We start from the raw sequence: 24,147 nt of genomic DNA, 5'->3' as shown, positions 1-24,147 counted from the left end.
GCCCTCACCCCAGCCCTCTCCCGCGGGAGAGGGTGCGCGGCAGCGCGGTGAGGGCGTCAGGTACAACATGACTGGCCGTTGGTGGATTGCCGATAAAAACCAGGACAAACAAACGGCACCCGCAGGTGCCGTTTGTTCATTTGCGTGCGGCGCTTACTTCTTCTCTACCGCCGCCTTTGTTGCTTCCGCTGCCGCCTTGGTGGCATCGGCTGCATCCTTCACCGCATCCTTGACAACGTCTTTCGCTGCTTCACCGGTGGCGATAGCCGCATCCTTCACCGCAACAGCGGCGTCTTTCACGGCTTCCTTGGCCATTGCAACAGGCGAGCCACCGATGGTTTCACGGTATTCCCACTTGCCGTCCTTGATCTGGTAAAGCGAGATGGCACCGCCCTTGAGGTCGCCCTTTTCGTCAAACTGGATCTTGGCGGTTACGCCCTGGTAGTCGGTCTTGCCGATTTCGGGCAGGAATTTGGCCGATTCAACCGAATTGGCGCGCTTCATGGCATCGACCATGACCATCACGGCATCGTAGACATACGGGGCATAAAGCTGGATCTGCCCGTATTTGGCGTTGAAAGCATCGCCGAAGGCTTTGCCGCCCGGCATCTGGTCGAGAGGAACGCCCGGCAGCGAGCAGTACTGGCCTTCACTGGCCGCACCGGCGAGCTTGATGAGTTCCGGCGTGCAGCCGCCGTCACCGGTCAGGAAAAGTGTCTTCAAGCCGAGCGATTTCATCTGCTTGACCATCGGGCCGCCCTGGGCATCCATACCGCCGTAGAAGATGACGTCAGCTTTCTTCGACTTGATCTTGGTCAGGATGGCGGCAAAATCGGTGGCCTTGTCGTTGGTGAACTCACGCGCGACAATCTTGCCGCCAGCCGCGATGACCGCCTTTTCGAACTCGTCGGCCAGGCCCTGGCCATAGGCGGTGCGGTCGTCGATGATGGCAATCTTCTTGCCGCCCATCTGGCTGGCCGCGTACTCGCCGAGCACTTTGCCCTGCTGAACGTCGTTGGCCATGACGCGGAAGGCGGTGCTGAAGCCCTGTTGCGTGTATTTCGGATTGGTCGCCGAGCCGGAAATCTGCGGGATGCCGGCATCGAAATAGATCTTCGAGGCGGGGATCGTGGTGCCGGAATTGAGGTGGCCGACGACCCCATTGACCTTGGCGTCGACCAGCTTCTGGGCCACGATGGTGCCCTGTTTCGGATCGGCCTGGTCGTCTTCCGCAACCAGTACGAACTTGATCCTGGCGCCGCCGATTTCAATGGCTTTGGCATTCAGCTCGTCGATCGCCATGTTGGCGGCGTTCTCGTTGTCCTTGCCCAGGTGCGCCTGCGGGCCGGTGAGCGGAGCGACGTGACCGATTTGCACGGTCAGTTCAGGCTTTGGTGGCGGTACCGGGGCAGCTACCGGTGCAGCAACAACCGGGGCTGGTTTGGGTTCTTCCTTCTGGCTGCAGCCGATCATGGCAATAGCGGCAGCGATAGCAAGCGTCATGCTGGGAATGCGCGAATACGTCATGTTCTGTAACCTCCGGAAGCGGTGTGAATCAAAAGGGGCGGACTGAGTGGGCGATTTTGCTGACCAGTTACCTTGATGTCAATGCAAAACTCGGGAGTCGAGCCGGCAAGACAATAATAACCTGCTACCTGCCTCGGCCTGGAATGTCCAGACCAGGAATGACTCATCGCCTCCTTGAAGCCCTGCCAATCGTCTACCAGACCATGCAAACAGGGTATGGTTCCAATAAACCAAAAACCTCAGTCCATCCACGAAAATCACGAAAGACACGAACAAAAGCAACAGCTTGAGGCGTTTTCTCTATTCACCCTTTGGGCGGTGATCTTCAGCTTAATATTTCCTTGATTTTTTTCGTGCTTTTGGTGTTTTTCGTGGACGAACTGCATTTTCCAGGATAAACAAGGCCGGCGAAGCTCAGAGGCACGGGGGCAATCAATCGTCTTCTACCGCAGTCTTTGCGGCTACGCTGCCTTTCGCCTCATGAAACCGGATCAAATTGCCGCCGGCCTCCTTGGCTTGATACATTGCCGAATCGGCCCACTTGAAGATTTCGTTCTGGCTGGCTTGGTGATCGATGAACAAGGTCACGCCAATGCTCGCGGTGCAGTGATGTTCGACGGATAATTCCGCCGCTCCGTCATGCCGGATCTTCAGCAGGTATTTCCGGGCCAGTGCGGCGCGGATTTTTTCGGCGATAACACTGGCCTGGTCGATTGAGCCGGATTTATCCACGACCAGCTCGCTGACCATCACCACGAACTCATCGCCGCCGAAGCGCGCTACCGTATCGCGCTCGCGAACGCATTTTCTCAGCCGATCCGCGACCTCGATCAGCAGCAGGTCGCCCACTTCATGCCCGTGGGCGTCGTTGAGCGGCTTGAAGTTGTCCAGATCGAGAAACATCACGGCGCCAAAGCAGGCACTGCGCTTGCTGGCCGCCATGGCCTGGCTCAGGCGGTCGTCGAGCAGGCGCCGGTTGGGCAGTTGGGTGAGCTGGTCATGGAAGGCGAGTTGGCGCACCTGTTCTGCCAACTGGATGCGCTCGGTGATGTCTACGCCCGTACTGAATGAGCCGACGATTTGGCCGGCACTGTCTGTCAGGTAGCTGTTGTACCAGGCAATCATGCGCTGGCGGCCATCCCGGCACAGGATGTTGTTTTCAAACTCAATAAATGGTTTGATTTCACCAGCCATTATCTGGCGAAATACCGGTAATACGACATCCGTACTCTCGGGCTCAGGTATGCAGGCAGCAAACCAGTCACGACCAAGCAGTTCGCCTTCGGTGTAGCCCAGGAGTCTTTCAAGAGCGTGGTTAATCATCGTTATCTTGCCATTGCCATCAAGCTCGACCATCAGCGCCAGTGTCGTGTCGAGATAGCGCTGATTGAGGTCGCTTTGCAGGCGCAGTCTTTCTTCCAGCTGCTTGCGCTCGGTGACGTCATGCGACACGACGACCACACGATCAACCCGGCCTTCGCCATCCCGGATCGCGTTGCCGCGCGATTCCATTTCGCGGATGCTGCCGTCGGCCATCAGGAAGCGATAACTGATCTGGCGTCCGACGCCGGTGTGCACGGTTTCCCTGAAGACCTGTTTGACGCGTTCCCGGTCATCCGGATGAATTTCGGCGAAGGAATCGCTGCCAAACAAGTCATCGGGGGAGCCAAAAAATTTCTTGTACGACGGGCTGTTGTAGAGTCGACGCCCCTCCAGGTCAAGAACGGCGATGAAGTCACCAATGTTCTCGGCGATCAGGTAAAAAAAGTCTTTCTGTTCGCGCAAGGCTTCTTCGGCGCGCTTGCGTTCGCCGATGTCCCGGCTGACGCCGTGGTAGCCGGTAATCCTGCCGTTCTCGTCACGCTCCGGGGTGGACAGAATCTCGGTCCAGATCAGCCGGCCATCCTTGCAGCGTTGCTGTACCTCGAGGGTTATGGTGCCGGTTTGTATTCCGTGCCGTTCGCTCTCCCGCCGCTGCCGGATTCTTTCAGTGAGGTAGGCGATTCCCTCGTCGGTCAGCGTTTCAAACACATGGTGGCCGATTATCTCCTCGGCCTTGTAGCCGCGCAATCGTTCATCGGTCGGGCTGATGTAGGTAAACACCAGATCGCGGTCCAGCTTCCAGGCCACGTCAGTCGCATCTTCCGTTAGCAGTCGGTAGAGCGCCTCGCTGTTGCGCAGCTTTTCGGCAGCAAGATTTCTCTCGATGGCGATGCTGGCCAGACTGGCGGATTGTTTGATTGTGTAAAGGTCGGATTCCGTCGGCGTGCGCGCTTCAGGATAATAAATGGCAAAGGTGCCGAGCACCTGGCCGGTTGCGGAAAGGATGGGCTGCGCCCAGCAGGCGCCTAATCCGGCGCTCGCCGCGAGAGCCTTGTACGGTTCCCAGTAGGGATGCATCGCGATGTTCTCGACGATGACGCGCTGGCCGGTCAGGGCCGCTGTTCCGCTGCCCCCCCCCGCCTCGCCGATCTCTATTCCGTCCATCGCCACATTGTAAAAATCAGGCAGGCTGGGCGACGCGCCGATGCCGAGATGCCGGCCTTCGCTGTCGAGCAGCATGATGCTGCACAGCATGCGGGGATTCACGCCCTCGACACCCAGCGCAAGGGCTTCAAGAATGACCGGGAGGGGCTCGCCGACGGCCAGCATTTCCAGAATGCGGCTGCGAAACTGTTCGTACTGCTCGGCGCGCTTGAGGTCGGTGATGTCGGTGTGTGAAATGACGGCGCCTTGACTGCCGTTATGCCCCAGAGGCATGACGATCATCGTGAACCAGCGCTGTTTCTGTGGAGAATGGCAGGGGTATTCGAGGCTGAAGCTGGGCAAACGGCCGTCCAGAACCGACTCGATCCCGCGCAAAGCCTCCCGCGCTGTAACGGATGTAAGGGAGGTGGCTGACATAGACTCCGTTGACTCGCTGCCGGCCTTGCTGAAGGCCAGGTAGTCGCTGCCGACATCGGTATGTGGCGCCGGCCGGCCGGGCTCGCTGCCATTTTCCTGGGCAAAACGCAGCCAGCGTTCGTTGACCGCCTGAATGATCCCGTCGCGATCGACGACGGCGATTTCGGCGGCCACCGAATTGAGGATGCTGTTCTTGAAGGCTTCGCTCGCCTTCAGGGCTTCTTCCCGTTGCTCCAGGGTTTTCAGCAGGCGGTTGAAGCCGCCGATGAGCTGGCCGATTTCGTCCTGGCTGGTGATCGGCAAGGGTTGCAGGGCTTGGCTGTCATCGGCCATGGAAGCCAGCGTTTGCATGGTGTCAAAGATCGGTGAAAGCTGGTGCCTCAGAATCCACCAGGTCAGAGCTGCTGCCAGCAGGGTGAGCAGCAGCGTGGCGAACAGCATGCGCTGCTGCATGTCGCGGATCGGGGCAAAGGCTTCGGCGGTCGGCAGGTTGGCCACCATGTCCCAGCCCGCCACCGGCATGTGCCTGGACGAGGACAGTATTTCGACACCGGTGACACTGGTGTAAACGGCAGATCCCTCGTAGCCATCGATAAAGCGATCGAGCACCGGATTGACGCCGGGATCGGGATACCTTTCCATGATGCGGCTCTTGTCGGTGGCGGTGACAATCAACCGGTACTGCGGAGCAACAAGAAGGTAACCGCCGGTCTTGCCGTACTGGTGTTCCGAAATCCTGTCGAGAAAATTGGGCAGGCCCAGATTGGTCACCCCCGCCAGGGCGCCGATCACCTGGCCCTGCGCGTCGCGAATCGGCACCGCTATGACGAAAAGCGGAGCCAGCAGCTTCTTGCCGACGACCGGCCGGCCGATCGTCGCCTTCCCGTCCCTGAGCGCGCCGACCGCGAAATCCCGGTCCATGTAGTTGACGCCGATCCGTTCTGCCACTAGCGCTGCCTCGGCAATCGTCGTGCCCTCAATGTTCAGAACCACGACGCCGCTGTTGAACGGATCCTGAAGGATCAGGTGCTCTTCCAGAAAGGACTGCAGGGCGGCGGTATCGGCCAGCAGGGCCGGGCTGATTCTGGCGGCAACTTTCTCCAGGGCCGTGACGCGGTCGCTCAGTTGCTGATTCACTTCATCGGCGAGAAAGGACACGGCCGAGAATTGCTGGTCACCGAGCAGGCGCTGCATGTCATCGCGCAACATCCGGCTGATGAAAAACGACAGCGACCAGATACTGATCACGAAAATGACCAGTATCAGGAGGGTCAATCTGGTCTTGATCGAATGCCACTGAAAGATCTTCGGCTTCACGAGGATGTCCATCATCGATGATCTATCTCCAGGAGCACCGATACCTTCCATGAGAACCAGCGCATTGGGTCGGCAGACCGCTAATGGAACATCCATCCGCAGGATCCACCGTCCTCCTCTATAAGGCTAATCATGAAGTCCGGCCCTGAAAATACCCGATTGTATTTATTTTTAACCAGGAAAGCAGGTAACCGGTAGAGTTCGGTTTTCAGCTTGAGCAGCCGGTATCGGCTTTTTATATTGCCCCGCAACGCCCGTCAATAGGCGGTCTACGGACGGCATGCCGCGAGAGGCGCATAAACAGGGGCTTTAACGGCGGTCAATCTCAAGGTGCCCGCCCTGCTTGGCTTGCAGGCCGGTTAATGAATTTCGTCGAATTCAGCCGATGCGCTGCAGATGAATCGATACCGACAGTTGCGCACCCAGCCAGCCGAGCGCGGCGCCAATTCCGGCCAGTGCCGCGATGCCGCCGGCGGGCAAGCCGCGCAGGACGAAGTTGCCACCATACAGCGCGACGAGTTCGCCGACCGGTGCCGCCAGCAGCAAGGCGCCGAGGCTGACCAGCAGCGCCGCGAACAGGCCGCCGAGCGCACCCTGCAGGGCGCCGAAATAATTGAACGGCCGGCGGATGAAGGCATCGGTGGCGCCGATAAGTTTGGCAACTTCGATCTCGGCCGCCCGACCCAGAATCTGCAGGCGGATGGTGTTGAAAGTCACGGCCACCAGCGCACCGGCGAGCAGGCCGGCGAGCAGGTTGATGGTGAGCTTGCCGATGCGAATGAAGGCGTCAAAGCGCTTGACCCACGCCGAATCAAGCTGGACATGGGCGACCTTCGGCCAGCCGGAGAACGTTTTGGCCAGCCGTTCCAGCGCATCCGGCCGGGTATCCGCCGGCTCGACGACAAAGGCATCCGGCAGCGGGTTTTTCGGCAGGCTGGCGATGATCTCGCTCATTCCCTCGGAAGACTGCAGGCGTTTCAAAGCCGTTTCGCTGGAGACAAAACGCCAGCTTCCCGGCCTGGCGGCGCGCAGTCTTGATTCGACTTCGCCGACTTCTTTCTTGCTGGCGTCAATAACCATGAAAATGCTGATCTGCTGGATGCCGGAAGCGCTGCCGGAGATGCCGCGCAGGTTGTCGAGAACGACCCAGCCGGCGCAGGGCAGCGCCAGTGCGATGCCGATGACCAGCAGCGACAGCAAGGTGTTGAGCGGTGATGCGACCAGTCGGCGCAGCGCGTCGAGCAGGGCGGCGAGGTGCTGGGCGAAGAACGTGGTCATGCGGCACTTTCGAGCAGATGGCCGCGGTCGAGCCGCAGCACGCGCGGGGAGAAACGTGCCATCCACTGCGGATCATGGGTGGCGATGACCAGGGTGACACCTGCCTGATGGAAGGCGCGGAAGATCTCAAGGATGTCCGACGCCGATTCAGTGTCGAGGTTGGCCGTTGGCTCGTCGGCGAGCAGGATGGACGGACGATTGACCACCGCGCGGGCGATGGCCAGCCGCTGCTGTTCGCCACCGGAGAGGGCAATCGGGTGCGCCTTTTCACGGTCGAGCAGCCCGACCTTGTCGAGCGCGGCGCGCGCCCTGCGCTTGGCCTCCCTGGCCGGCAGGCCGACGATAGCCAGCGGCAAGAGGACATTGGCCAGCACGCTGCGGTCGAAAAGCAGCTTCTGGTCCTGAAAGATCAGACCGAAATTGCGGCGCAGGTAGGGAATGGCACTTTTGCGCAGCGCCGCCAGGTTTTGCCCGTTGACCACGATGCTGCCCGAAGTCGGGCGCTCGATGGCCGCCAGCAGGCGGAACAAAGTCGATTTCCCGGCCCCCGAGTTCCCCGTGATGAACACCATTTCGCCGGAGCCAATCTCGAAGCTGACATTCTTGAGCGCTTCAAGTCCCTCGGGATAGCGTTTGCTGACCGTCGAGCAGGCGATCATGAGCGACGCCCTGAACGTCCACCGCAAAGCCGCAAAGTGGCAAAGGTTCGCAAAGGGAAAGCGGCAGGTTGCCTGGATAAAGCCCTTGATTGCGCCCTTGATTTCGCCCTTGATTTTCTTTGCGTCATCTTTGTGCCCTTTGCGGCTCTGCGGTGGGTGTTAATTCTGCATCACTCAAACAGCGCATCGACAAAGTCGCGGGCGACGAAGGGGCGCAGGTCGTCGATGCCTTCGCCGATGCCGATGAAGCGGATCGGCTTCGGACATTGCCGGGCAATCGCGGCAATGACGCCACCCTTGGCCGAACCGTCGAGCTTGGTAATGACCAGGCCGGTAACCGAAATCGTCTTGTCGAAGGCTTTGACCTGCTGCAGCGCGTTCTGCCCGAAGTTGGCGTCGAGGACGAGCAGGGTTTCGTGCGGGGCGCTGGGGTCGGCTTTCTGGATGACGCGACGGACCTTGGCAATTTCTTCCATCAGGTGCAACTGGGTCGGCAGGCGACCGGCGGTATCGGCCAGCACGATGTCGATGCCGCGCGCCTTGGCGGCGGCGATGGCGTCGAAGATGACGGCAGCCGGATCGCCGGACTGCTGCGAAATCACGGTTACATTGTTGCGCTCGCCCCAGGCCTGCAACTGCTCGCGTGCTGCCGCGCGGAAGGTGTCGCCGGCAGCCAGCAATACGGACAACCCCTGGGCGTGAAAGTACTTGGCCAGCTTGCCGATCGAAGTCGTCTTGCCGGCGCCGTTGACGCCGGCGATCATGATGATGAACGGGCGGTGCGCCGTTATTTCAAGCGGCTTCTCAAGCGGCAGCAATAGATCGTGCAGGGCCGCCGAGAGCGCCTGCTGGATGCCTTCCGGGGTTTCGATCTTGTCGCGCCTGGCCCGCGCCTTGAGTTCGCTGAGCAGATGCTGCGTGGCTTCCATGCCGACATCGCTGGTCAGCAACAGGGTTTCAAGCTCTTCGAGCAACTCGTCATCGACCTTGCCGCGCGAGAAAATCGATTTCAGTTTTCCGCCGAATTGCGCCCGGGTTCGCGCCAGTCCAGCCTTCAGGCGGTCACGCCAGGAGAGCTCGGGCGCAGTGTTCGCCGGGGGGCTGGCCGGAGTGATGGCAGGGGCGCTGGCGGGAATGTTGACCGGAACGTTGACCGGCGCCGGGGCTTTGGCGTCTGTAGACTTCTTGAGGAAACCAAACATGGTGCTTTCTTGTCTCTGAAGGATTCGGGGAATGTGGCGATGGTAAGATGCCGTCGCAATTGACCTGCTGATCAAATTTTAACAGAAGCCATCCATGCCCATACGCAACGCGAGACGAATCACCAGACTGACTGCCTTGATACTGGCGCTGGCCGCGCCGGCAGCCGTGCTGGCCAACCCCTTTGAACATCAACTGGCCAATGGCTTGCGCGTCATCGTCAAGGAAGACCGCCGCGCACCGACGGTAGCGCACATGGTCTGGTATCGCGCCGGCAGCATGGACGAAACCAACGGCACGACCGGCGTTGCGCATTTGCTTGAACACATGATGTTCAAGGGCACGCCAAGCACTGGTGCGGGCGAGTTCAGCCGCCTGGTGGCGGCGGCGGGCGGGCGCGATAACGCCTTCACCAGCAAGGATTTCACCGCCTACTTCCAGCAGGTGCCGAAGCAGAAGCTGGAGCAGATGATGCAGCTCGAAGCCGATCGCATGCGGCATCTGAACCTCGACCCCAAGGAGTTTACGCAAGAGCTCAAGGTGGTCATGGAAGAGCGCCGGCTGCGTACCGACGACCAGCCGCAGTCGCTGCTCTTCGAACAGATGGGTGCGGTCGCGCTGCAGGCGCATCCCTACCGGGTGCCGGTCATCGGCTGGATGAGCGATCTGGAAAGCATGTCTGCAAGCGATGCTCGCGACTGGTACGAGCGCTGGTATGTGCCGAACAACGCCTACGTGGTGGTGGTCGGCGACGTCGATCATCTGGAGGTGTTCAAACTGGCCGAGCAGTATTTCGGCACGCTTGAGCCACGCGCGCTGCCTGCGCGCAAGCCGCAGGTCGAGCCGGAACAGACGGGCATTCGCCGGCTGACGGTCAAGGCGCCGGCTGAACTGCCGGTGGTGCTGATGGGCTACAAGGTGCCGGTGATTCGCGATGTTGAAAAAGATGTCGATCCCTATGCCCTTGAAATGCTCTCGGCCATTCTCGACGGCCACGATGCGGCGCGCTTTTCGAAAAACCTGATCCGTGAGCAGCGCCTGGCTGTTTCGGCCGGTGCAAGCTATGACTCGACGGCACGTGGCCCCGGCCTCTTCTATCTGCATGGCTCGCCGAGCGAAGGCAAAACGCGGGCCGATCTGGAAGCGGGCTTCCGCGCCGAGATCGCGCGCATCGTCAAGGAGGGTATTTCCAGCGAAGAATTGTCCCGCGCCAAGGCGCAGTTGGTGGCCAGTGAAATCTACAAGCTCGATTCGATGTTCGCCCAGGCCATGGAAATCGGCCAGCTTGAAGCGCTGGGAATTTCCTACCGGCTGAACAATCGAATGATCGAAAAACTTCAGGTGGTAACTGCCGAGCAGGTCAGGGCGGTGGCGCAAAAGTATTTCCGCGATGAACAACTGACGGTTGCCGAACTCGACCCGCAGCCACTGCCGCAGTCACCGCGCGTGCCTTCCGCCACGCCGCGTCATTAAGAGGTTTTTCGATGAATTTGCTCAAATTATTGTTGCTGTGCCTGGGGTTTGTTGCGCAGATGGCCTACGCCGGTCCGAAGATCGACCATTGGCTTGCCGCTTCCGGAGCGCGCGTCTACTTCGTTGAAAACCACGACTTGCCGATTCTCGATGTGCAGGTTGATTTCGTCGCCGGCACGGCTTATGACCCGCAGGGCAAGGCCGGCGTCGCTGCGCTGACCCAGGGCTTGCTCGACATGGGCGTGCAGGGAATGGATGAAACGCAGATCTCCAACCGCCTGGCGGACGTGGGTGCACAGCTTTCCGGCAGCGTCGATATGGATCGGGCGTCGCTCAGCTTGCGCACGTTGTCGGCAGCCGACAAGCGCGTTCCCGCGCTCGACATATTGCGCGCCGTGCTGGTCAGCCCGCAATTTCCGGCTGAGGTTTTCGATCGCGAAAAGGCACGTACCGTGGCTTCGCTGAAGGAAGCCTTGACCCGTCCCGAGGCGATTGCCAGCAAGGCGTTCTGGGCCGCCATGTATCCGGCGCACGCCTATGGCCGGCAAGCCACGCCGGAGTCGGTGAATGCCCTGTCGCGCGCCGATCTGGAGGCCTTCTACCGCAGCAACTACACCGCGCAGCGGTCAGTCGTGACGATTGTCGGCGACCTTTCGCGGGCGCAGGCCGAAACACTGGCGCAGCAGCTTACCTCCGGTTTGTCGACGAGCAGCGCTACGGTCGCACTGGAGGTTCCGCAACTTCCCGCAAAGTCTGAACAGCGTATCGCCCACCCGGCGGCGCAGGCGCACTTGCTCATCGGTTTGCCGGCGCTCAAACGCGGCGATCCGGACTATTTCCCGCTGGTCGTTGGCAACTATTCGCTCGGTGGCGGTGGCTTCGTATCCCGACTGATGAAAGAGGTGCGCGAAAAACGGGGCTTTGCCTACAGCGTGCACAGTTATTTTCAGCCGCTGGCGCAGCCCGGGCCTTTCGAGATCGGGCTGCAGACGAAAAAAACGCAGGCCAACGACGCCTTGAAGGTGACGCGCGAAGTGCTGACCGGCTTTCTCGCCGAAGGACCGAGCGCGGCCGAGTTGCAGGCGGCGAAACAGAATATGGTCGGCAGCTTCCCGCTGCGTCTGGACAGCAATCGCAAGATTCTTGAAAACGTGGCGCTCATCGGCTTCTACGGTTTGCCACTCGACTACCTTGAGCGCTATGCCGAGAACGTCGAGAAAGTCACGGTCGCCGAAATCAGGGCGGCCTTTGCGCGCCAGGTGAGACCGGAGAATATGGTCACCGTCGTGGTCGGCGGCGAGTAAGGCAAAAAGCATTCACCACAACGACACAACGAGCACGACGGAAATCAAATAAGTGCTTTAATCGTTGTGCTCGTGGTGTCGTTGTGGTTAACCTTGAAACCTCAGTTTAACCACGGCGAACACGGCGGGCACAGCGAAATGCCTCAGTTTTTTAGGATTTCATGGCTCACCCAAAGGGTGAATCATGAAAATATTGCAAGCCATTGATTTTCCGTTGTGTTCGCCGTGTTCGCTGTGGTCAACTGCCTTTTCTAGGGTTAAGCCTTCGTATTTTAAATAGGTGATCTGAGTATTGAATACAGTGCGCATCATCGGTGGCAAATGGCGGCGAAGAATCCTGAATTTCCCTGATGCCGAGGGCTTGCGACCGACCCCGGATCGCGTGCGCGAAACCCTGTTCAACTGGCTGGGCCAGGATCTGACCGGGCTGTCCTGCCTTGACCTGTTTGCCGGAAGTGGCGCGCTGGGCTTTGAAGCGGCCTCGCGTGGCGCGGCCAAGGTGGTGATGGTCGAGAACTCGCCCAGGGTGCTGGCGGCGCTTGAAGCGAATGCACTTGCGCTTGATGCTGGCGGGCTGTTGCAGATTGTGCGCGCGGATGCGGTAAGATTCGTTTCCTCACTGCGCTCGGCCGGTTTGCGTTTTGATGTGCTGTTTCTTGACCCCCCTTACAAGCAGGGCTGGATTGAAAAACTGGCCCCGCTCTTGCCGGAATTGATGACCGAGGAAGGCGTGCTTTACGTTGAAGCCGAGCATGCATTGGAAGATTGTGGTGACTGGCGTACAGTGCGCAGTGGTCGAGCGGGGCAGGTTTTTTATCACTTGATGCGACGAGGCAAGTCAGATGACGCTTGACAAGCGAACGGCAATCTATGCGGGCACCTTTGATCCGATAACTCGGGGTCACGAGGATCTCATCCGGCGGGCGGCCTGTCTCTTCGATAATGTGATTGTCGGCATTGCCGAGAGTCGCTCCAAGCGCCCCTTCTTTTCGCTTGTTGAGCGGGTCGAGATTGCGAAAGAATTGCTGGTACGCTATCCGAATGTCGAAGTCTGCGGGTTTGACGGCCTGCTGATGGATTTTCTGCACGTCAAGCGTGCAAAGGTAATTCTGCGCGGCCTGCGGGCGGCGTCGGATTTCGAGTATGAATTCCAGATGGCGGGGATGAACAGGAATCTCTATCCCGATGTCGAGACCCTGTTTTTAACGCCGGGTGAAAAATACATGTTCATCTCGGCGACAATGGTGCGCGAAATTGCCATTCTCGGCGGCGATGTCAGCAAGTTTGTCCATCCGGAAATCTGTGCGCGGCTGGCGAAAAGAGTGTCCGAAAAATTTCAATGATCTGAAGGAACAGCAACCATGGCTTTGATTATTACCGACGAATGCATCAACTGCGACGTGTGCGAACCCGAGTGCCCGAACGAGGCAATTTTCCAGGGTGAAGAAATTTACGAGATCGACCCGAACAAATGCACCGAATGCGTCGGTCACTACGACACGCCGCAGTGTGTCGAAGTCTGCCCGGTCGATTGCATCCCGAAGGATGTCAATCATCCGGAAAGCGACGACCAGTTGTGGGTGAAATACGAGAAACTGACGGGTAACAAGCGCCCGGGCTGAGGTTTTACCTGTTCCGCATTTCTTCCTGCAACAACTGCAACATATCGTCCGCCGACATTCTGGCGGCCAGATCGCTGCCCTCGAGCAGGCTGTCGGCCAGGGCGCGCTTGTGTTTGTGCAGGTCGACAATCTTTTCTTCAATGGTCTGTTTGGCCACCAGCCGGTAGATGGTCACCGGCCGCGTCTGTCCGATGCGGTGGGCGCGGTCGGAAGCCTGGTCTTCGACCGCCGGGTTCCACCACGGATCCATGTGAATCACGTAGTCGGCGGCAGTCAGGTTGAGGCCGGTGCCGCCGGCTTTCAGGCTGATCAGGAAAACATCTCCCGCCCCCGCCTGAAAGGCGTCAACGCGAACTTTCCGTTCCTGCATGGGGGTGGAACCGTCGAGATATTGATAGCTCACGCCTCGCCCGTCGAGATAGTTACGGATCAGGCTGAGATGATCGACGAATTGACTGAAGACCAGTGCCTTGTGACGGTTGTCGAGCAATTCATCGAGCAGTTCACCAAAGGCCGCCAGCTTGCTGCTGGGCAACCCCAGCGCCGGGGCGACCAACTGCGGATTGCAGCAGGCGCGACGCAGCTTCATGATCTCGGCAAGAATCTGGATATTTTTTTGTCCGCCATGGCCGCCGCTATCCAGGTCTATCGACGCCAGCCTCTCCAGCGCCTCGCGCCGCAGGGCTTCGTAGAGGGCGATTTCCTGCTCGGACATTTCGACCTGGCGCAGAATTTCGGTTCGCGAAGGCAATTCGGAGAGCACCTGCGATTTGGTTCGCCGCAACAGGAAGGGCGCGATCAGTTTGCGCAAGCGGTTGCGGGCAGCGGCATCCTGCTGACGCTCGATCGGCCCGGCGTAGCGTTCGTTGAAGTGTTCGAGCGAACCGAGCAGCCCGGGATTGATGAAGCGGAACAGGTTCCACAATTCGCCCAGATGGTTTTCCAGCGGCGTGCCGGTGCAGATCATGCGGAAATCACCGTTCAAGGCCATGACGGATTGCGAACGTTTGGTCTGGTGATTCTTGATCGCCTGCGCTTCATCGAGGACGATGGTGTGCCAATGGACCGCCGTGAAGCGATCGGCTTCCTGCTGCAGCAGGCCGTAGCTGGCAATGACCAGGTCGAAGGGGTTGAGATCGGCGAGGGTCAGGTTGCGGTCGCCGCTGCCAAACAGAATGACCTTGAGGGTCGGCGCAAAGCGAGCGATCTCGCTCATCCAGTTCATGCACACCGAGGTGGGCGCAACCACCAGCGCCGGGCCTTGCGGCGCACGCTCCAGAAGCAGCGCCAGCGCCTGCAGGGTTTTGCCCAGACCCATATCGTCCGCCAGGCAGGCGCCGACACCCCAGTGGGCAAGACGACTGAGCCAGTTGAAGCCGGCTACCTGATAGTCGCGCAGATCGGCCTGCAAGGTGGCCGGTAATTGCGGCGCCAGCGTATCGAGTTCGCGCAGGCGATCAAGGTGGCTCTTCCAGTGCTTGTCGGCTTTGAGATTGCCTGCGGAATTGGCCAGTTCTTCGAGCGCACTGGCGGCCAGCGGGTGCACACGCACCCCGTGAGCATGGGGGTCGGAGAAGGCGCGAAGCTCGTCGAGTCGGCGACGGAACTCGTCGGTCAGCGCGAGGAACTGGTTGTCGCCCAGCGGAATGAAACGCCCCCGCGCCTGGCCCATGAGGTCGAGCAGTTTGCGCAGGTCGATGACCTGGTTGTCGTCGACCTGCAACTCGCCCCCGGCGGCAAACCAGTCGATGTCGCGTTTGATGGACACCGAGAAGCGAGACGAACCGACTTCGCGGCTGACCTTGAATTTCTCGCCTTCCGGCCAGGCGATCAAGACCTTCTCGGGCTGCGCCTGCAATTGCAGCAATAACTCCAGGCAGGCCACCGGGTCTTCGAGGGTGCGTTCGCCGTGCTCATCGCCGGCCTCAAGCAAGGCCGGACAACTGGCGGTGAGCTGGCTGGCGGCGCGGGTTTCATCAGCCAGATTGCGCCGTGCCTGCAAGGGTTTGCCGGCGATCTCGGCGATCACGCTTTCAGCGCCGGCTCCAGGGGTGTAGTAGGGACCATCGGTCGCGAAAGGACGCACCAGAACCTGCAGTTTCAGGCCGTCTGCATGGGGCAGCAGATGCACGTGGAGTCGATTGTCAGCCTCGACCTGTTCGACATTGGACGGCAATACATGGATGTCGGACTGAATGGTAATCAGCGAGGAGATCGAACTGATTGCGGCCAGCACCTGCTCCCTGGCGCGTGCTGGCACCGTGAGTTCCTTGCCAAGAATGGAAGCGATCCGCCGCAGTTCGTCGGTCACCTTGATGACGCGCAGCCGAGTCGGCGTTTCCTTGCTGATCAGGACGGTCTCATTCAGGATGTCAAGCGGGGGGTGCAGGCGAAGCGTGAGCGTGTCGCCAGCGGTTTTCTTGATCAACAATTCAGGCTCGCCACGCAGTATCTCGACCCTGACCTCCGGCAGGTCATGCCAGAACACCAGGGGATGACCGATCAGCTGGGCAAGGGCGTCATGACCATCGAGTTCGTAGTCGCCGCCGTAATAGTTGTCGTAATTTCTTTCGATTCCCGCGCAAACCTGCCGATCCTGATCGGTCAGAAAATCCAGATCGTCGGAATCATATAAACGCTTGAGGCTTACCGCACGGCCTCCCGTCCAGTTACCTTTTCCCTTGCGCTTCTGCTCACGCGGGGCGAGGCTGACCGCTTCTATCTTCGGCAAGTAATTCAGCATCCAGACCAGACGGGACTGGCTCGAGTCCGTGACGGTCTCCCCCGATGCCTGTAAATTGGCCAGCGCCGCGAGTTGGCGCTGCCAGGGCTCTTGCCGTTCGAACCAGTCGATCAGGGTGTCAATACCCAGTTCCCGGCGTAGCGTGCTCGCACGCTCACGATAGCCGCTGCCGACCCCGGTCACCTGGCGAGACAGCAATTCGGCCGCCTGCGCGGTGATGAAATGAGAACCTGAAGCCTCGGTGGATCGCCACAAGTCCACCAGCAAAGCCTTCCTTTCTTGAGTCAGTGCGACGCCCAGCCAATATTCGACCAGCAGCGAAAAGAGTTTTGCCAGAGGGGAAACGGGCGCTGGAAGGATTTTCGATTCAATGGCCTTGCGGGTGCCTGCCTGCACCTGAAGCAGAAATTCGAGACTGGCGAATGGCGATGATTTTGCCCCCGGAGCACGCAAAGCCAGGTTGAGGCAGTTCTCTGCCTTTTTCCTCAGCGCCGCTTCGTCGCTACGCAACAGCGCCAGCACATACAGATAACCATAGAGGTTGATAAAGACGGCATTACGCTTGCCGGAAGACTGACGCAATAGCTTGAGTGCGCTTTCGAAGCCGCTGATAGCTCCGGCAAGGTCACCCTTCAACAGCAGAATGACGCTGCGACAGGCCTGCCCGTCGCTATCATTGCGTGCTTCGACCAATTGGGCGGCTTTGTCCAATCGACCGCACAGCAGCCACTGTTCGGCCAGGGAATTTATCAGACGGGCGTTGTGCTCGCCGGGGCCGGCGAGCCTTTGCGCCGACCATTCGCGCATCTGCAAGGCATCCTCAAGGGAGTCATGGGCTTCGTTCAGGAGTTCGGCCATGACCTCTTCCCGAATTTCGGGATGCAGGAGCGTCATCACCGACTTGTTGAAGGGGCGACCCAAGGCGGTGGCATAGGGATGCACGGTACAGGAAAACCGTTTGCTGATAGCCGCCAGCCATTTATGCACCTCGTCGGGTGCGCTGCCACGCACCAGTTCGACATGCAGCCGGAGGAGGCCTTGGGGGAAGCTGGTCAGGTAAAGCTGATTGCTATAGATGGGCACCCTTTCATTGGCTTCTACGGCGGCACAGAACCTGTTCAAGGCATTTCTGGTGATCAGCAACTGAATGGCCGGTGCCAGCAATGCGTCAGCGCACTGTAAGGTACCGGTGCTGGAGCGAATGACGAGGCCCAGGGTGACCAGGTCGGACAGGGCGGGGTCGATGGTGCCGCCCGAGTACGGGCTACCCCGCGCCGTTCTAACCTGCGCATCACGCAGATAGTTCAGCAAATGGTTCTTGCTCGGCGCTTGTCCCACCAGGGCAAGCATGGCAACAATGAATTGCTGGGGGGGTGGGAGTGCGGAAAAGCAGTCAATCAGGTTTGTTGGTTTCATCGGTCTGAGAAAAAGTAGGCGTGCAGGCCATGTGCAGTTTGTGGGGCTGAGGCGATAGCTGGTATCGGGAGGGTGTCGTTTTCAGGAAGTTGAAGCCCTGTGCCATATGATAATTGAAGATCCAGCCTGTTCTGATCAATCTGCATTCTTGTATCGAGCGGCTTTGCCGTGCCACGACGCGCAAAATGGCCACCACCAGCCGGATTTCGCAACTGATTTCAGATGCGCTGCCGCAAACCCGGTTTTTGTCAGGCGGCGCTGCGCATATTTCGGCGGATGACCGGTTTTTTCAATACCCGCTGAACGCCTTGGCCGACCTTCTCGATCGATCGGATCTGTGCCACAAGACTGTTCTCGACGTGCTCCAGCTCGTTGATGCGATCTTCGAGCGTGTCGGTCGCCTGGTGAATGCGCTTGATGCTCTCCAGTCGGCGCTTGAGCTGGATCTGATGCTCGCGAACCTGGGTTTCCATTGGCGCCATGACCGCTTTCAGCCACGTTTCCGCGTCCCGGTTGGCACGTTCGAAAGCGCGTCTGACTTGCGTGGCGACTTCCTCGAAGAACTTCTGCGTGACCTTGTCCTTCTTGTGCGTCAGCAACTGGAACATGGTGTTCAGGTGGGTATCGCACCAGTATTCCAGACGGTCGATGTCCTTCTGGTAACGGATCAGCGAAAAGGTGGTCGGCGTACCGAGCTTGAGGCCGTGTTCAACCGAGAACTTCTTGTAGATCGCCTCCATCATGGCCAGGATTTCGCTGATCTCGCCGTCTGATTTGCCGAGATTGGCGCGAGTGACGTTGAAGAAGTTCTTCATCGCGTCCGACAACGTTTTCGAGAACGTCGCTTCGATCATTGTGGCGCGTGTCGATGAAGTCAGCGTGCGTAGTGCGTCAAGACCAAGGTGGCCAAAGAGCTTGTTGGTCAGTTGCGAGAAGACGCTGCGCACCGCGTAGTAGCGCTGCAGACCCGACTCGAATTCTTCCTTCTCGATACGTACCTTGCCCATCATGTATTCGACGACGCCCTTGTTCTTGCCGCGCAGTTCGGTCAGTTCGCCGAGTTGTTCGCGCAGGCCGGCGAGGCGGGATTCGAGCAGTCCGCGCATGCGCATGTAGATGTCGGCAAATTCGGCGCCGGTGTTTTCGTGAATGATTTCCTGCTTGGCCGGAATCAGTACCTCGGAAAGCGCCGATTCGAGATCGGGCAGCCGGCTGCGTTTGAGCAATGCCCCATCGTTATTGATCTTGGCGACCAGCGCCTTCTGCGCCGAAATGGGGAAAATCTGGCTCGATGGCAGGTCAAGCGTCCACGCGCAGCTATTGGTCTGCTTGGTGATTTCGGCGTTGATCTCTTCTTCCGACTTCAGTTCGTCCCACATGCTGTCGATCTTGTTCAGAACGACGATGCGCCCCTTTTTCCGTCCGCCCGGTGCGCCGATGTGTTCGTTCCAGATCGCCAGATCGGACTGAGTAACTCCGGTGTCGGCAGCCAGGATGAAAAGCACGGCGTGCGCGTTGGGCAGCAGGGATAGCGTCAATTCTGGTTCGGTGCCGATGGCGTTGAGGCCTGGCGTGTCGAGGATGACCAGACCCTGCTTGAGCAGCGGGTGCGGGAAGTTGATGATGGCGTGGCGCCAGCGCGGGATTTCGACCAGGCCGTCTTCAGCCAGTCGAACCACGGCGGATTGCTTGTCACCGGAAGAAAAACCGAACTTCTCGGCAACTACGGGGGAAACGCGCTCCACTTCACTGACCGAACGCAGCGCCTCCTGCATGGCGTCGGCCGATTCGGTATCGAGAGGAATGACTTTCCATTCCTCCGGGAAGCGTTTGTATTCGCTGATGCTGGTGCTGGTTTCGCGGGTCTGGATCGGCAACAACTCGATGCAAGGCGGCTTGTCCGGGTCGTACATCAGCTCGGTCGGGCACATCGTGGTGCGACCAGCCGTCGAGGGCAGCATGCGGCTGCCGTAATCGGCAAAGAAAATGGCGTTGATCAGTTCCGACTTGCCGCGCGAGAACTCGGCAACAAAGGCCACGTGCAGACGATCCTCGCGCAACTTTTCCAGTAACAAAGCGATACGCAGATCCGTCTGGGCGTCGCTGAGTTCGTTCTCTGAGAGCCATTTGCGGAAAACATCGAGGCCTGCGGAGAGCTGAGTGCGCCATTCGGTGTAGGCGGCAAATTGTTGGGCAAGCGACATGACGGATTCCAGCGCGAAAAATATTTCTTCACTCTATCACAAAGTCTTGCCCAATCAATTACATGCGAGAGCGTTGTTGAAGTGGCTTATGCACCGATTATTCATCGCTGACACATCCGGCAGTAGAAGGTGGATCGACCAGCCTGGCGCACCGAGCGCACTGGTCGGCCACAGGCCGGGCAGGGTTCCCCGCAGCGGTCATAGACGGCACAGGAAAGCTGGAAACAACCCGCGCCGCCATCGCTATGTACGTAGTCGCGAACGCTGCTGCCGCCTGCGGCGATGGAGGTTTCAAGCGTTGTCTGGATGGCCGGTACAAGCCTCCGGTAGCGTTCGCGACTGATGCGATTGGCGGCGCGCAAGGGTGAAATGCCGGCCAGGAAAAGACTTTCCGAAGCGTAAATATTGCCGATGCCAACGACCAGGTGGCTGTCCATCAGCAAGGGTTTGATCGGTGCGCTGCGCCGGCGTGTCTGGGCGTACAGCCAGTCGCCATCGAACTCCGGGGACAGCGGTTCGATGCCGAGCACGGCGATCAGCGGGTGCTGCTCAACGCCATCGCCTTCGTGCCAGAGCAGCGTGCCGAAGCGCCGGGGGTCACGGAAACGCAAGGTGGTGTGGGCGAAGACCAGATCGACGTGGTCATGTTTCTGCACCGGCGTCGCGGGTCCAACCAGGCGCAAGCTGCCGGACATGCCGAGGTGCAGGATCAGCCAGCCGCCGCCGTGGCGGCTTTCGCAGTCGAAAAGAAGATATTTGCCACGCCGGGCTATGGCGTCGACGCGTAGCCCCGATATCCGCGTGGAAAGCCCGGCCTGGATGACGTGGCGCAGTTTGGGTGTGCGAAATATTGCGTTGACGATGCGCTGCCCCGGCAGATAGGGCAATAATCCTTGACGGCTAACTTCTACTTCAGGGAGTTCTGGCATTGCTGCTACCGATATAATTCCATAACATGCGTAAAACCATTATGCCGCAAACAACTCCAAGCAGCCGTGATCTGATTAAGCAAGGAAGCCATGAAGCACCTTAGACGCACCCTTTGTTTTACCACCCTGTCACTTGTATTGGGTCTGCCGGCGCTGGCCGCCGACCAAGTGCTGGTTGCCACGAAACGCCCAGCGGCAGTGCGCGAAGCCAAACGCCCGCTATCGACTGAGCTTCGCCCGGGCGATGCGCGCTACGCAGATCAGCCAGGACAGGCGGTTTTTCAGGTGCTGCTTGCCGAAATCGCCTTGCAGCGCGGCGATGCCGTATTGGCCAGCACGGCCTACGCCGACCTCGCATTGCGCTCCCGTGATCCGAAAGTGCTTGAGCGGACGGTCGAAGTGGCCGGATATGCCCGCCGTTTCGATCTGGCGCTCGAAGCAACTCGTCTCTGGCTTGAGGTCGAACCCACATCGAAGCGTGCGCAACAGATGATGGTCAGCATCATGATTCTGTCCAATCAACTGGACGATCTCGCTCCCAGCCTGATTCGCATGCTTGAAGTCGATAAGGAATCCCTCGCTGACAACCTCCTGGGGCTCAATCGCATGTTTGCCCGCAATAAGGATCGCCAGGCCGTTTTCAGCTTGATCGACAAGGTCTGCCGGCCTTTCTTTGGCGTTGCCGAAGCGCATTACGCCGTGGCCATGGCGGCTGGTTCGGCAGGCGGCATGAGTGAACGTGCGCTGGCTGAGGTGCGGCGGGCGCTCGAGTTGCGTCCGGATTGGGAAATGGCGGCCTTGCTCGAGGCGCAACTTCTTGCCCAGGAGTCCCCGGCCAAAGCAATCAGCTTCATGCAGGGCTTCGTCGAGCGCAACCCGAAAGCGCGTGACGTCCAGTTGACGCTGGCCCGTGCGCTGGTTGGCGAGAAACGGTATGCCGAAGCAAAGAGCCATTTCGATCAGTTGCTGGTGGCCTATCCCGACCGCCCGGAAGTTGTCTATCCGGCGGCCATACTGGCGCTGCAGCAGGACGACAGGGCGCTGGCCGAGGTTCGCTTCAAGCATCTGGTGACGCTTGATATTCCGGACAAGAGCCTGGCCTATTATTACCTTGGGCAGATTGTCGAAGAGGGCAAGCACAGCGACGAGGCGCTGGCCTATTACGCACTGGTCGGTCCCGGCGAACAATACCTGCCGGCGCAATTCCGCAGCGCACACGTTCTGGCCGGTCAGGGCAAGCTTGACGCGGCACGCCAACAACTCAGTGAAGCGAAAGTGGCAACCCCGGAGGAGCGTGCCCAGTTGCTGATTGCGGAAGCGGCCTTGCTGCGCGAGGCCAAGCAGACGGAGGCGGCGTTCGCTCTGCTCGAACAGGCGCTGGCGGCCCAGCCCGAGCAACCCGATTTTCTTTACGAAAGCGCACTAATGGCTGAAAAGCTCGGACGGTTTGAAATTCTGGAAAGCCGCCTGCGCAAGCTGATCGAATTGCGCCCGGAGAGCGCTCAAGCCTACAACGCACTGGGCTATTCCTATGCCGAGCGTAATATTCGCCTGCCCGAAGCGCGTGAGTTGATTGAGAAAGCACTCAAACTGGCACCGGAGGATAGTTTCATTGTCGATAGCCTGGGCTGGGTACTGTACCGGCAGGGCGATTTGCCCGGCGCCTTGGCTCTTCTTGAGCAAGCCTATGCCCGGCGGAATGATCCTGAGATTGCTGCGCACCTGGGAGAAGTGCTGTGGGCACTCGGGCGCAAGGACGATGCACGGCGCACCTTGGTCGAGGCGCTGAAGAAATACCCCGACAATGAGGCACTGGCGGATGCCGTCAAGAAGTTCGTGCCTTGAAACGGAGGCGATCTGATCTTCGTCTCAGTGGCAGTGAAGAAAGGCCAGAACCCTCACCGCAGAGGCGCAGAGACGCAGAGAAAATCAAGAGGGAACACCTTGTTCTCAAAGGTTTTCTCTGCGAAACCTCTGCGGCTCTGCGCCTCTGCGGTGGATTTTTGCTATTTCCACAAGTTCTCAAGCGAGCTTGCCGCCGAGTAACACTTCTGGGTGCCCTGCTGCTCGCAGGTTGCGCCATCCAACCTTCGTCGCCGGGTACGGCGCCGCCACCGCGTGACGCACTTGAAGCCTTCTCGCTGGAGGGACGGTTCTCGCTGCGTCACGAGGACAAGAACTATTCCGGTCGCCTGAGCTGGCGGCACCAAGGGGCAAACAATACGCTGTTGCTGGCCTCGCCCTTCGGTCAGGGAATGGCTGAAATCACCACCAGCGAAAGCGGTGCCCGGCTGACCTCCAGCGATGGCAAGGTGTACGCCGCGCCAGACGCCGAAACGCTGACGCAGCAAGTGCTCGGTTACCCGTTGCCGCTGGCACGACTCACCGACTGGGTGCGCGGGCGGGGCGCCGCGGAAGGTTTGGCCGAACTGGATGCCTATCAACGCCCGCTGCGTCTGCGCCATGAGGACTGGAGCATCGACTACGGTTACGCCAGCGACGATCCGCAGGCGCCGCCCAATCGCGTCTTCGCCGAACGCGTGGGCGGTTTCGAACTGCGTCTGCGCATCGACGAGTGGAACAGTCTGCCGCCGGCAGACGGGACGCCGTGAGCAGCGAGATATTGTGGAATTGGCAGAGCGTCTACCCGGCGCCGGCCAAGCTCAATCTTTTTCTCCACGTCACAGGACGCCGTGCCGACGGCTACCACCTGCTGCAAACCCTGTTCCGCTTTGTCGATCACGGCGACCGCCTGCATTTTTCCCCGCGCGATGATGGCGCCGTTGTCTTGACCAATCCGCTGCCCGGCGTGCCGGTGGAAAGCGATCTGACGGTGCGCGCAGCGCATTTATTGCAGGCTGCAAGCGGCTGCCGGAAAGGCGTAGAAATCAGCGTCGAGAAGCGCCTGCCGCTGGGCGGCGGTCTGGGCGGCGGCAGTTCGGATGCTGCCACCGTGCTGCTGGCACTCAACCATCTCTGGCAGCTTGGCTTGCCGCGCCAGCGCCTGCAGGAAATCGGGCTGGCGCTGGGCGCCGATGTGCCGGTGTTCGTTTTCGGGCGCAACGCCTTTGCCGAAGGCGTCGGCGAAACGCTGCAGCCGGTGGCTTTGCCGCCGGCCTGGTACGTGGTGCTGGAACCGCCCGTGCAGGTGCCGACGGCCGCCATTTTCGGCGCCCCCGAACTCAAGCGCGACACCCTGCCGATCCTTGCGGCAGACTGGAAACCGGGTTTCGGCGGCAACGACCTGGAAGCGGTGGCCGTAGCGCGCTTTCCTGCCGTCGCCGAACATCTGCGCTGGCTGTCTGCCTTCGGCGAGGCGCGCATGACCGGCTCCGGCGCCTGCGTCTTTGCCGGGTTTGATCGGCAGGAAAAAGCCGAAGCCGTTATCCGCCAGTTGCCTGGCGGAATGCGCGGCTGGGTCGCGGCGGGTCTGGATTGTCACCCGCTGCACGGGCTTGTTGCCTGAGAGCCTGTGAAAATATCAAGAATCCACCGCAGAGGCGCAGAGCCGCAGAGGAAACGCAGAGGAACCCCATTGTTTTTAAAGGTATTCTCTGCGAAACCTCTGCGG

Annotated in this window: 16 protein-coding genes; 8 read left to right on the top strand and 8 right to left on the bottom strand. The window is 59.8% G+C overall.

Features of this window, described 5'->3' with window-relative positions; all coding sequences use genetic code 11:
- Window positions 1–153: 153 nt before the first annotated feature.
- The 5 genes from ACOYNV_RS17190 to ftsY form a co-directional block, all read right to left on the bottom strand.
- A complete protein-coding gene (locus ACOYNV_RS17190; protein ID WP_422901024.1) occupies window positions 154–1,527 on the bottom strand; it encodes a branched-chain amino acid ABC transporter substrate-binding protein in 1,374 nt (457 codons plus the stop codon).
- Between the two features lie 432 nt (window positions 1,528–1,959).
- Complete coding sequence (locus ACOYNV_RS17185; RefSeq protein ID WP_422901023.1) at window positions 1,960–5,844, bottom strand: PAS domain S-box protein; 3,885 nt, start codon at window positions 5,842–5,844, stop codon at window positions 1,960–1,962.
- Between the two features lie 282 nt (window positions 5,845–6,126).
- Complete coding sequence (gene ftsX, locus ACOYNV_RS17180) at window positions 6,127–7,026, bottom strand: permease-like cell division protein FtsX (protein WP_422901022.1); 900 nt, start codon at window positions 7,024–7,026, stop codon at window positions 6,127–6,129.
- The gene (locus ACOYNV_RS17175) at window positions 7,023–7,685 is read right to left on the bottom strand and encodes a cell division ATP-binding protein FtsE (protein ID WP_422901021.1); all 663 of its coding nucleotides are present in this window, start codon (window positions 7,683–7,685) and stop codon (window positions 7,023–7,025) included. The genes ftsX and ACOYNV_RS17175 overlap by 4 nt, the downstream gene beginning before the upstream one ends.
- A gap of 170 nt (window positions 7,686–7,855) precedes the next feature.
- Window positions 7,856–8,887 carry a signal recognition particle-docking protein FtsY gene (ftsY, locus tag ACOYNV_RS17170; RefSeq protein ID WP_422901020.1) on the bottom strand — a complete coding sequence of 344 codons (1,032 nt, stop codon included), beginning with the start codon at window positions 8,885–8,887 and terminating at the stop codon, window positions 7,856–7,858.
- 94 nt (window positions 8,888–8,981) lie between these two features.
- On the opposite strand from ftsY, the gene ACOYNV_RS17165 reads away from it, so the two are divergent.
- From ACOYNV_RS17165 to ACOYNV_RS17145, 5 genes are all read left to right on the top strand, one after another.
- Entirely contained in the window at window positions 8,982–10,358 is a 1,377-nt protein-coding gene (locus tag ACOYNV_RS17165; protein ID WP_422901019.1) for a M16 family metallopeptidase, read from the top strand.
- Window positions 10,359–10,369: 11 nt separating this feature from the next.
- Window positions 10,370–11,662 carry a M16 family metallopeptidase gene (locus tag ACOYNV_RS17160; RefSeq protein ID WP_422901018.1) on the top strand — a complete coding sequence of 431 codons (1,293 nt, stop codon included), beginning with the start codon at window positions 10,370–10,372 and terminating at the stop codon, window positions 11,660–11,662.
- A gap of 292 nt (window positions 11,663–11,954) precedes the next feature.
- Entirely contained in the window at window positions 11,955–12,515 is a 561-nt protein-coding gene (gene rsmD / locus ACOYNV_RS17155; RefSeq protein WP_422901017.1) for a 16S rRNA (guanine(966)-N(2))-methyltransferase RsmD, read from the top strand.
- On the top strand, window positions 12,505–13,005 hold the full coding sequence (gene coaD / locus ACOYNV_RS17150; protein ID WP_422901016.1) for a pantetheine-phosphate adenylyltransferase: 501 nt from the start codon (window positions 12,505–12,507) through the stop codon (window positions 13,003–13,005). Before rsmD ends, coaD begins: the two co-directional genes overlap by 11 nt.
- Before the next feature lie 18 nt (window positions 13,006–13,023).
- Window positions 13,024–13,284 (top strand): YfhL family 4Fe-4S dicluster ferredoxin, encoded by a 261-nt coding sequence (locus ACOYNV_RS17145; RefSeq protein ID WP_422901015.1) that lies wholly within the window; start codon window positions 13,024–13,026, stop codon window positions 13,282–13,284.
- Window positions 13,285–13,288: 4 nt separating this feature from the next.
- On the opposite strand, the gene ACOYNV_RS17140 is transcribed toward ACOYNV_RS17145, so the two are convergent.
- The 3 genes from ACOYNV_RS17140 to mutM form a co-directional block, all read right to left on the bottom strand.
- Window positions 13,289–17,377 carry a DEAD/DEAH box helicase gene (locus tag ACOYNV_RS17140; protein ID WP_422901014.1) on the bottom strand — a complete coding sequence of 1,363 codons (4,089 nt, stop codon included), beginning with the start codon at window positions 17,375–17,377 and terminating at the stop codon, window positions 13,289–13,291.
- Window positions 17,378–17,691: 314 nt separating this feature from the next.
- The gene (locus tag ACOYNV_RS17135) at window positions 17,692–19,647 is read right to left on the bottom strand and encodes a dynamin family protein (protein WP_422901013.1); all 1,956 of its coding nucleotides are present in this window, start codon (window positions 19,645–19,647) and stop codon (window positions 17,692–17,694) included.
- Between the two features lie 101 nt (window positions 19,648–19,748).
- The gene (gene mutM, locus ACOYNV_RS17130; protein ID WP_422901012.1) at window positions 19,749–20,576 is read right to left on the bottom strand and encodes a bifunctional DNA-formamidopyrimidine glycosylase/DNA-(apurinic or apyrimidinic site) lyase; all 828 of its coding nucleotides are present in this window, start codon (window positions 20,574–20,576) and stop codon (window positions 19,749–19,751) included.
- Window positions 20,577–20,666: 90 nt separating this feature from the next.
- On the opposite strand from mutM, the gene ACOYNV_RS17125 reads away from it, so the two are divergent.
- The 3 genes from ACOYNV_RS17125 to ispE all read left to right on the top strand — a co-directional run bounded on the left by ACOYNV_RS17125 (window position 20,667) and on the right by ispE (window position 24,042).
- On the top strand, window positions 20,667–22,421 hold the full coding sequence (locus ACOYNV_RS17125; protein WP_422901011.1) for a tetratricopeptide repeat protein: 1,755 nt from the start codon (window positions 20,667–20,669) through the stop codon (window positions 22,419–22,421).
- Window positions 22,422–22,579: 158 nt separating this feature from the next.
- The gene (gene lolB / locus ACOYNV_RS17120; RefSeq protein ID WP_422901010.1) at window positions 22,580–23,188 is read left to right on the top strand and encodes a lipoprotein insertase outer membrane protein LolB; all 609 of its coding nucleotides are present in this window, start codon (window positions 22,580–22,582) and stop codon (window positions 23,186–23,188) included.
- Window positions 23,185–24,042, top strand: coding sequence for a 4-(cytidine 5'-diphospho)-2-C-methyl-D-erythritol kinase (ispE, locus tag ACOYNV_RS17115; protein WP_422901009.1), 858 nt, complete (start codon window positions 23,185–23,187; stop codon window positions 24,040–24,042). The genes lolB and ispE overlap by 4 nt, the downstream gene beginning before the upstream one ends.
- Window positions 24,043–24,147: the final 105 nt, after the last annotated feature.

It is taken from the genome of Propionivibrio sp. (assembly GCF_049316945.1).
Taxonomy (GTDB): Bacteria; Pseudomonadota; Gammaproteobacteria; order Burkholderiales; family Rhodocyclaceae; genus Propionivibrio.
This window is presented reverse-complemented; position numbering and strand designations above follow the sequence as displayed.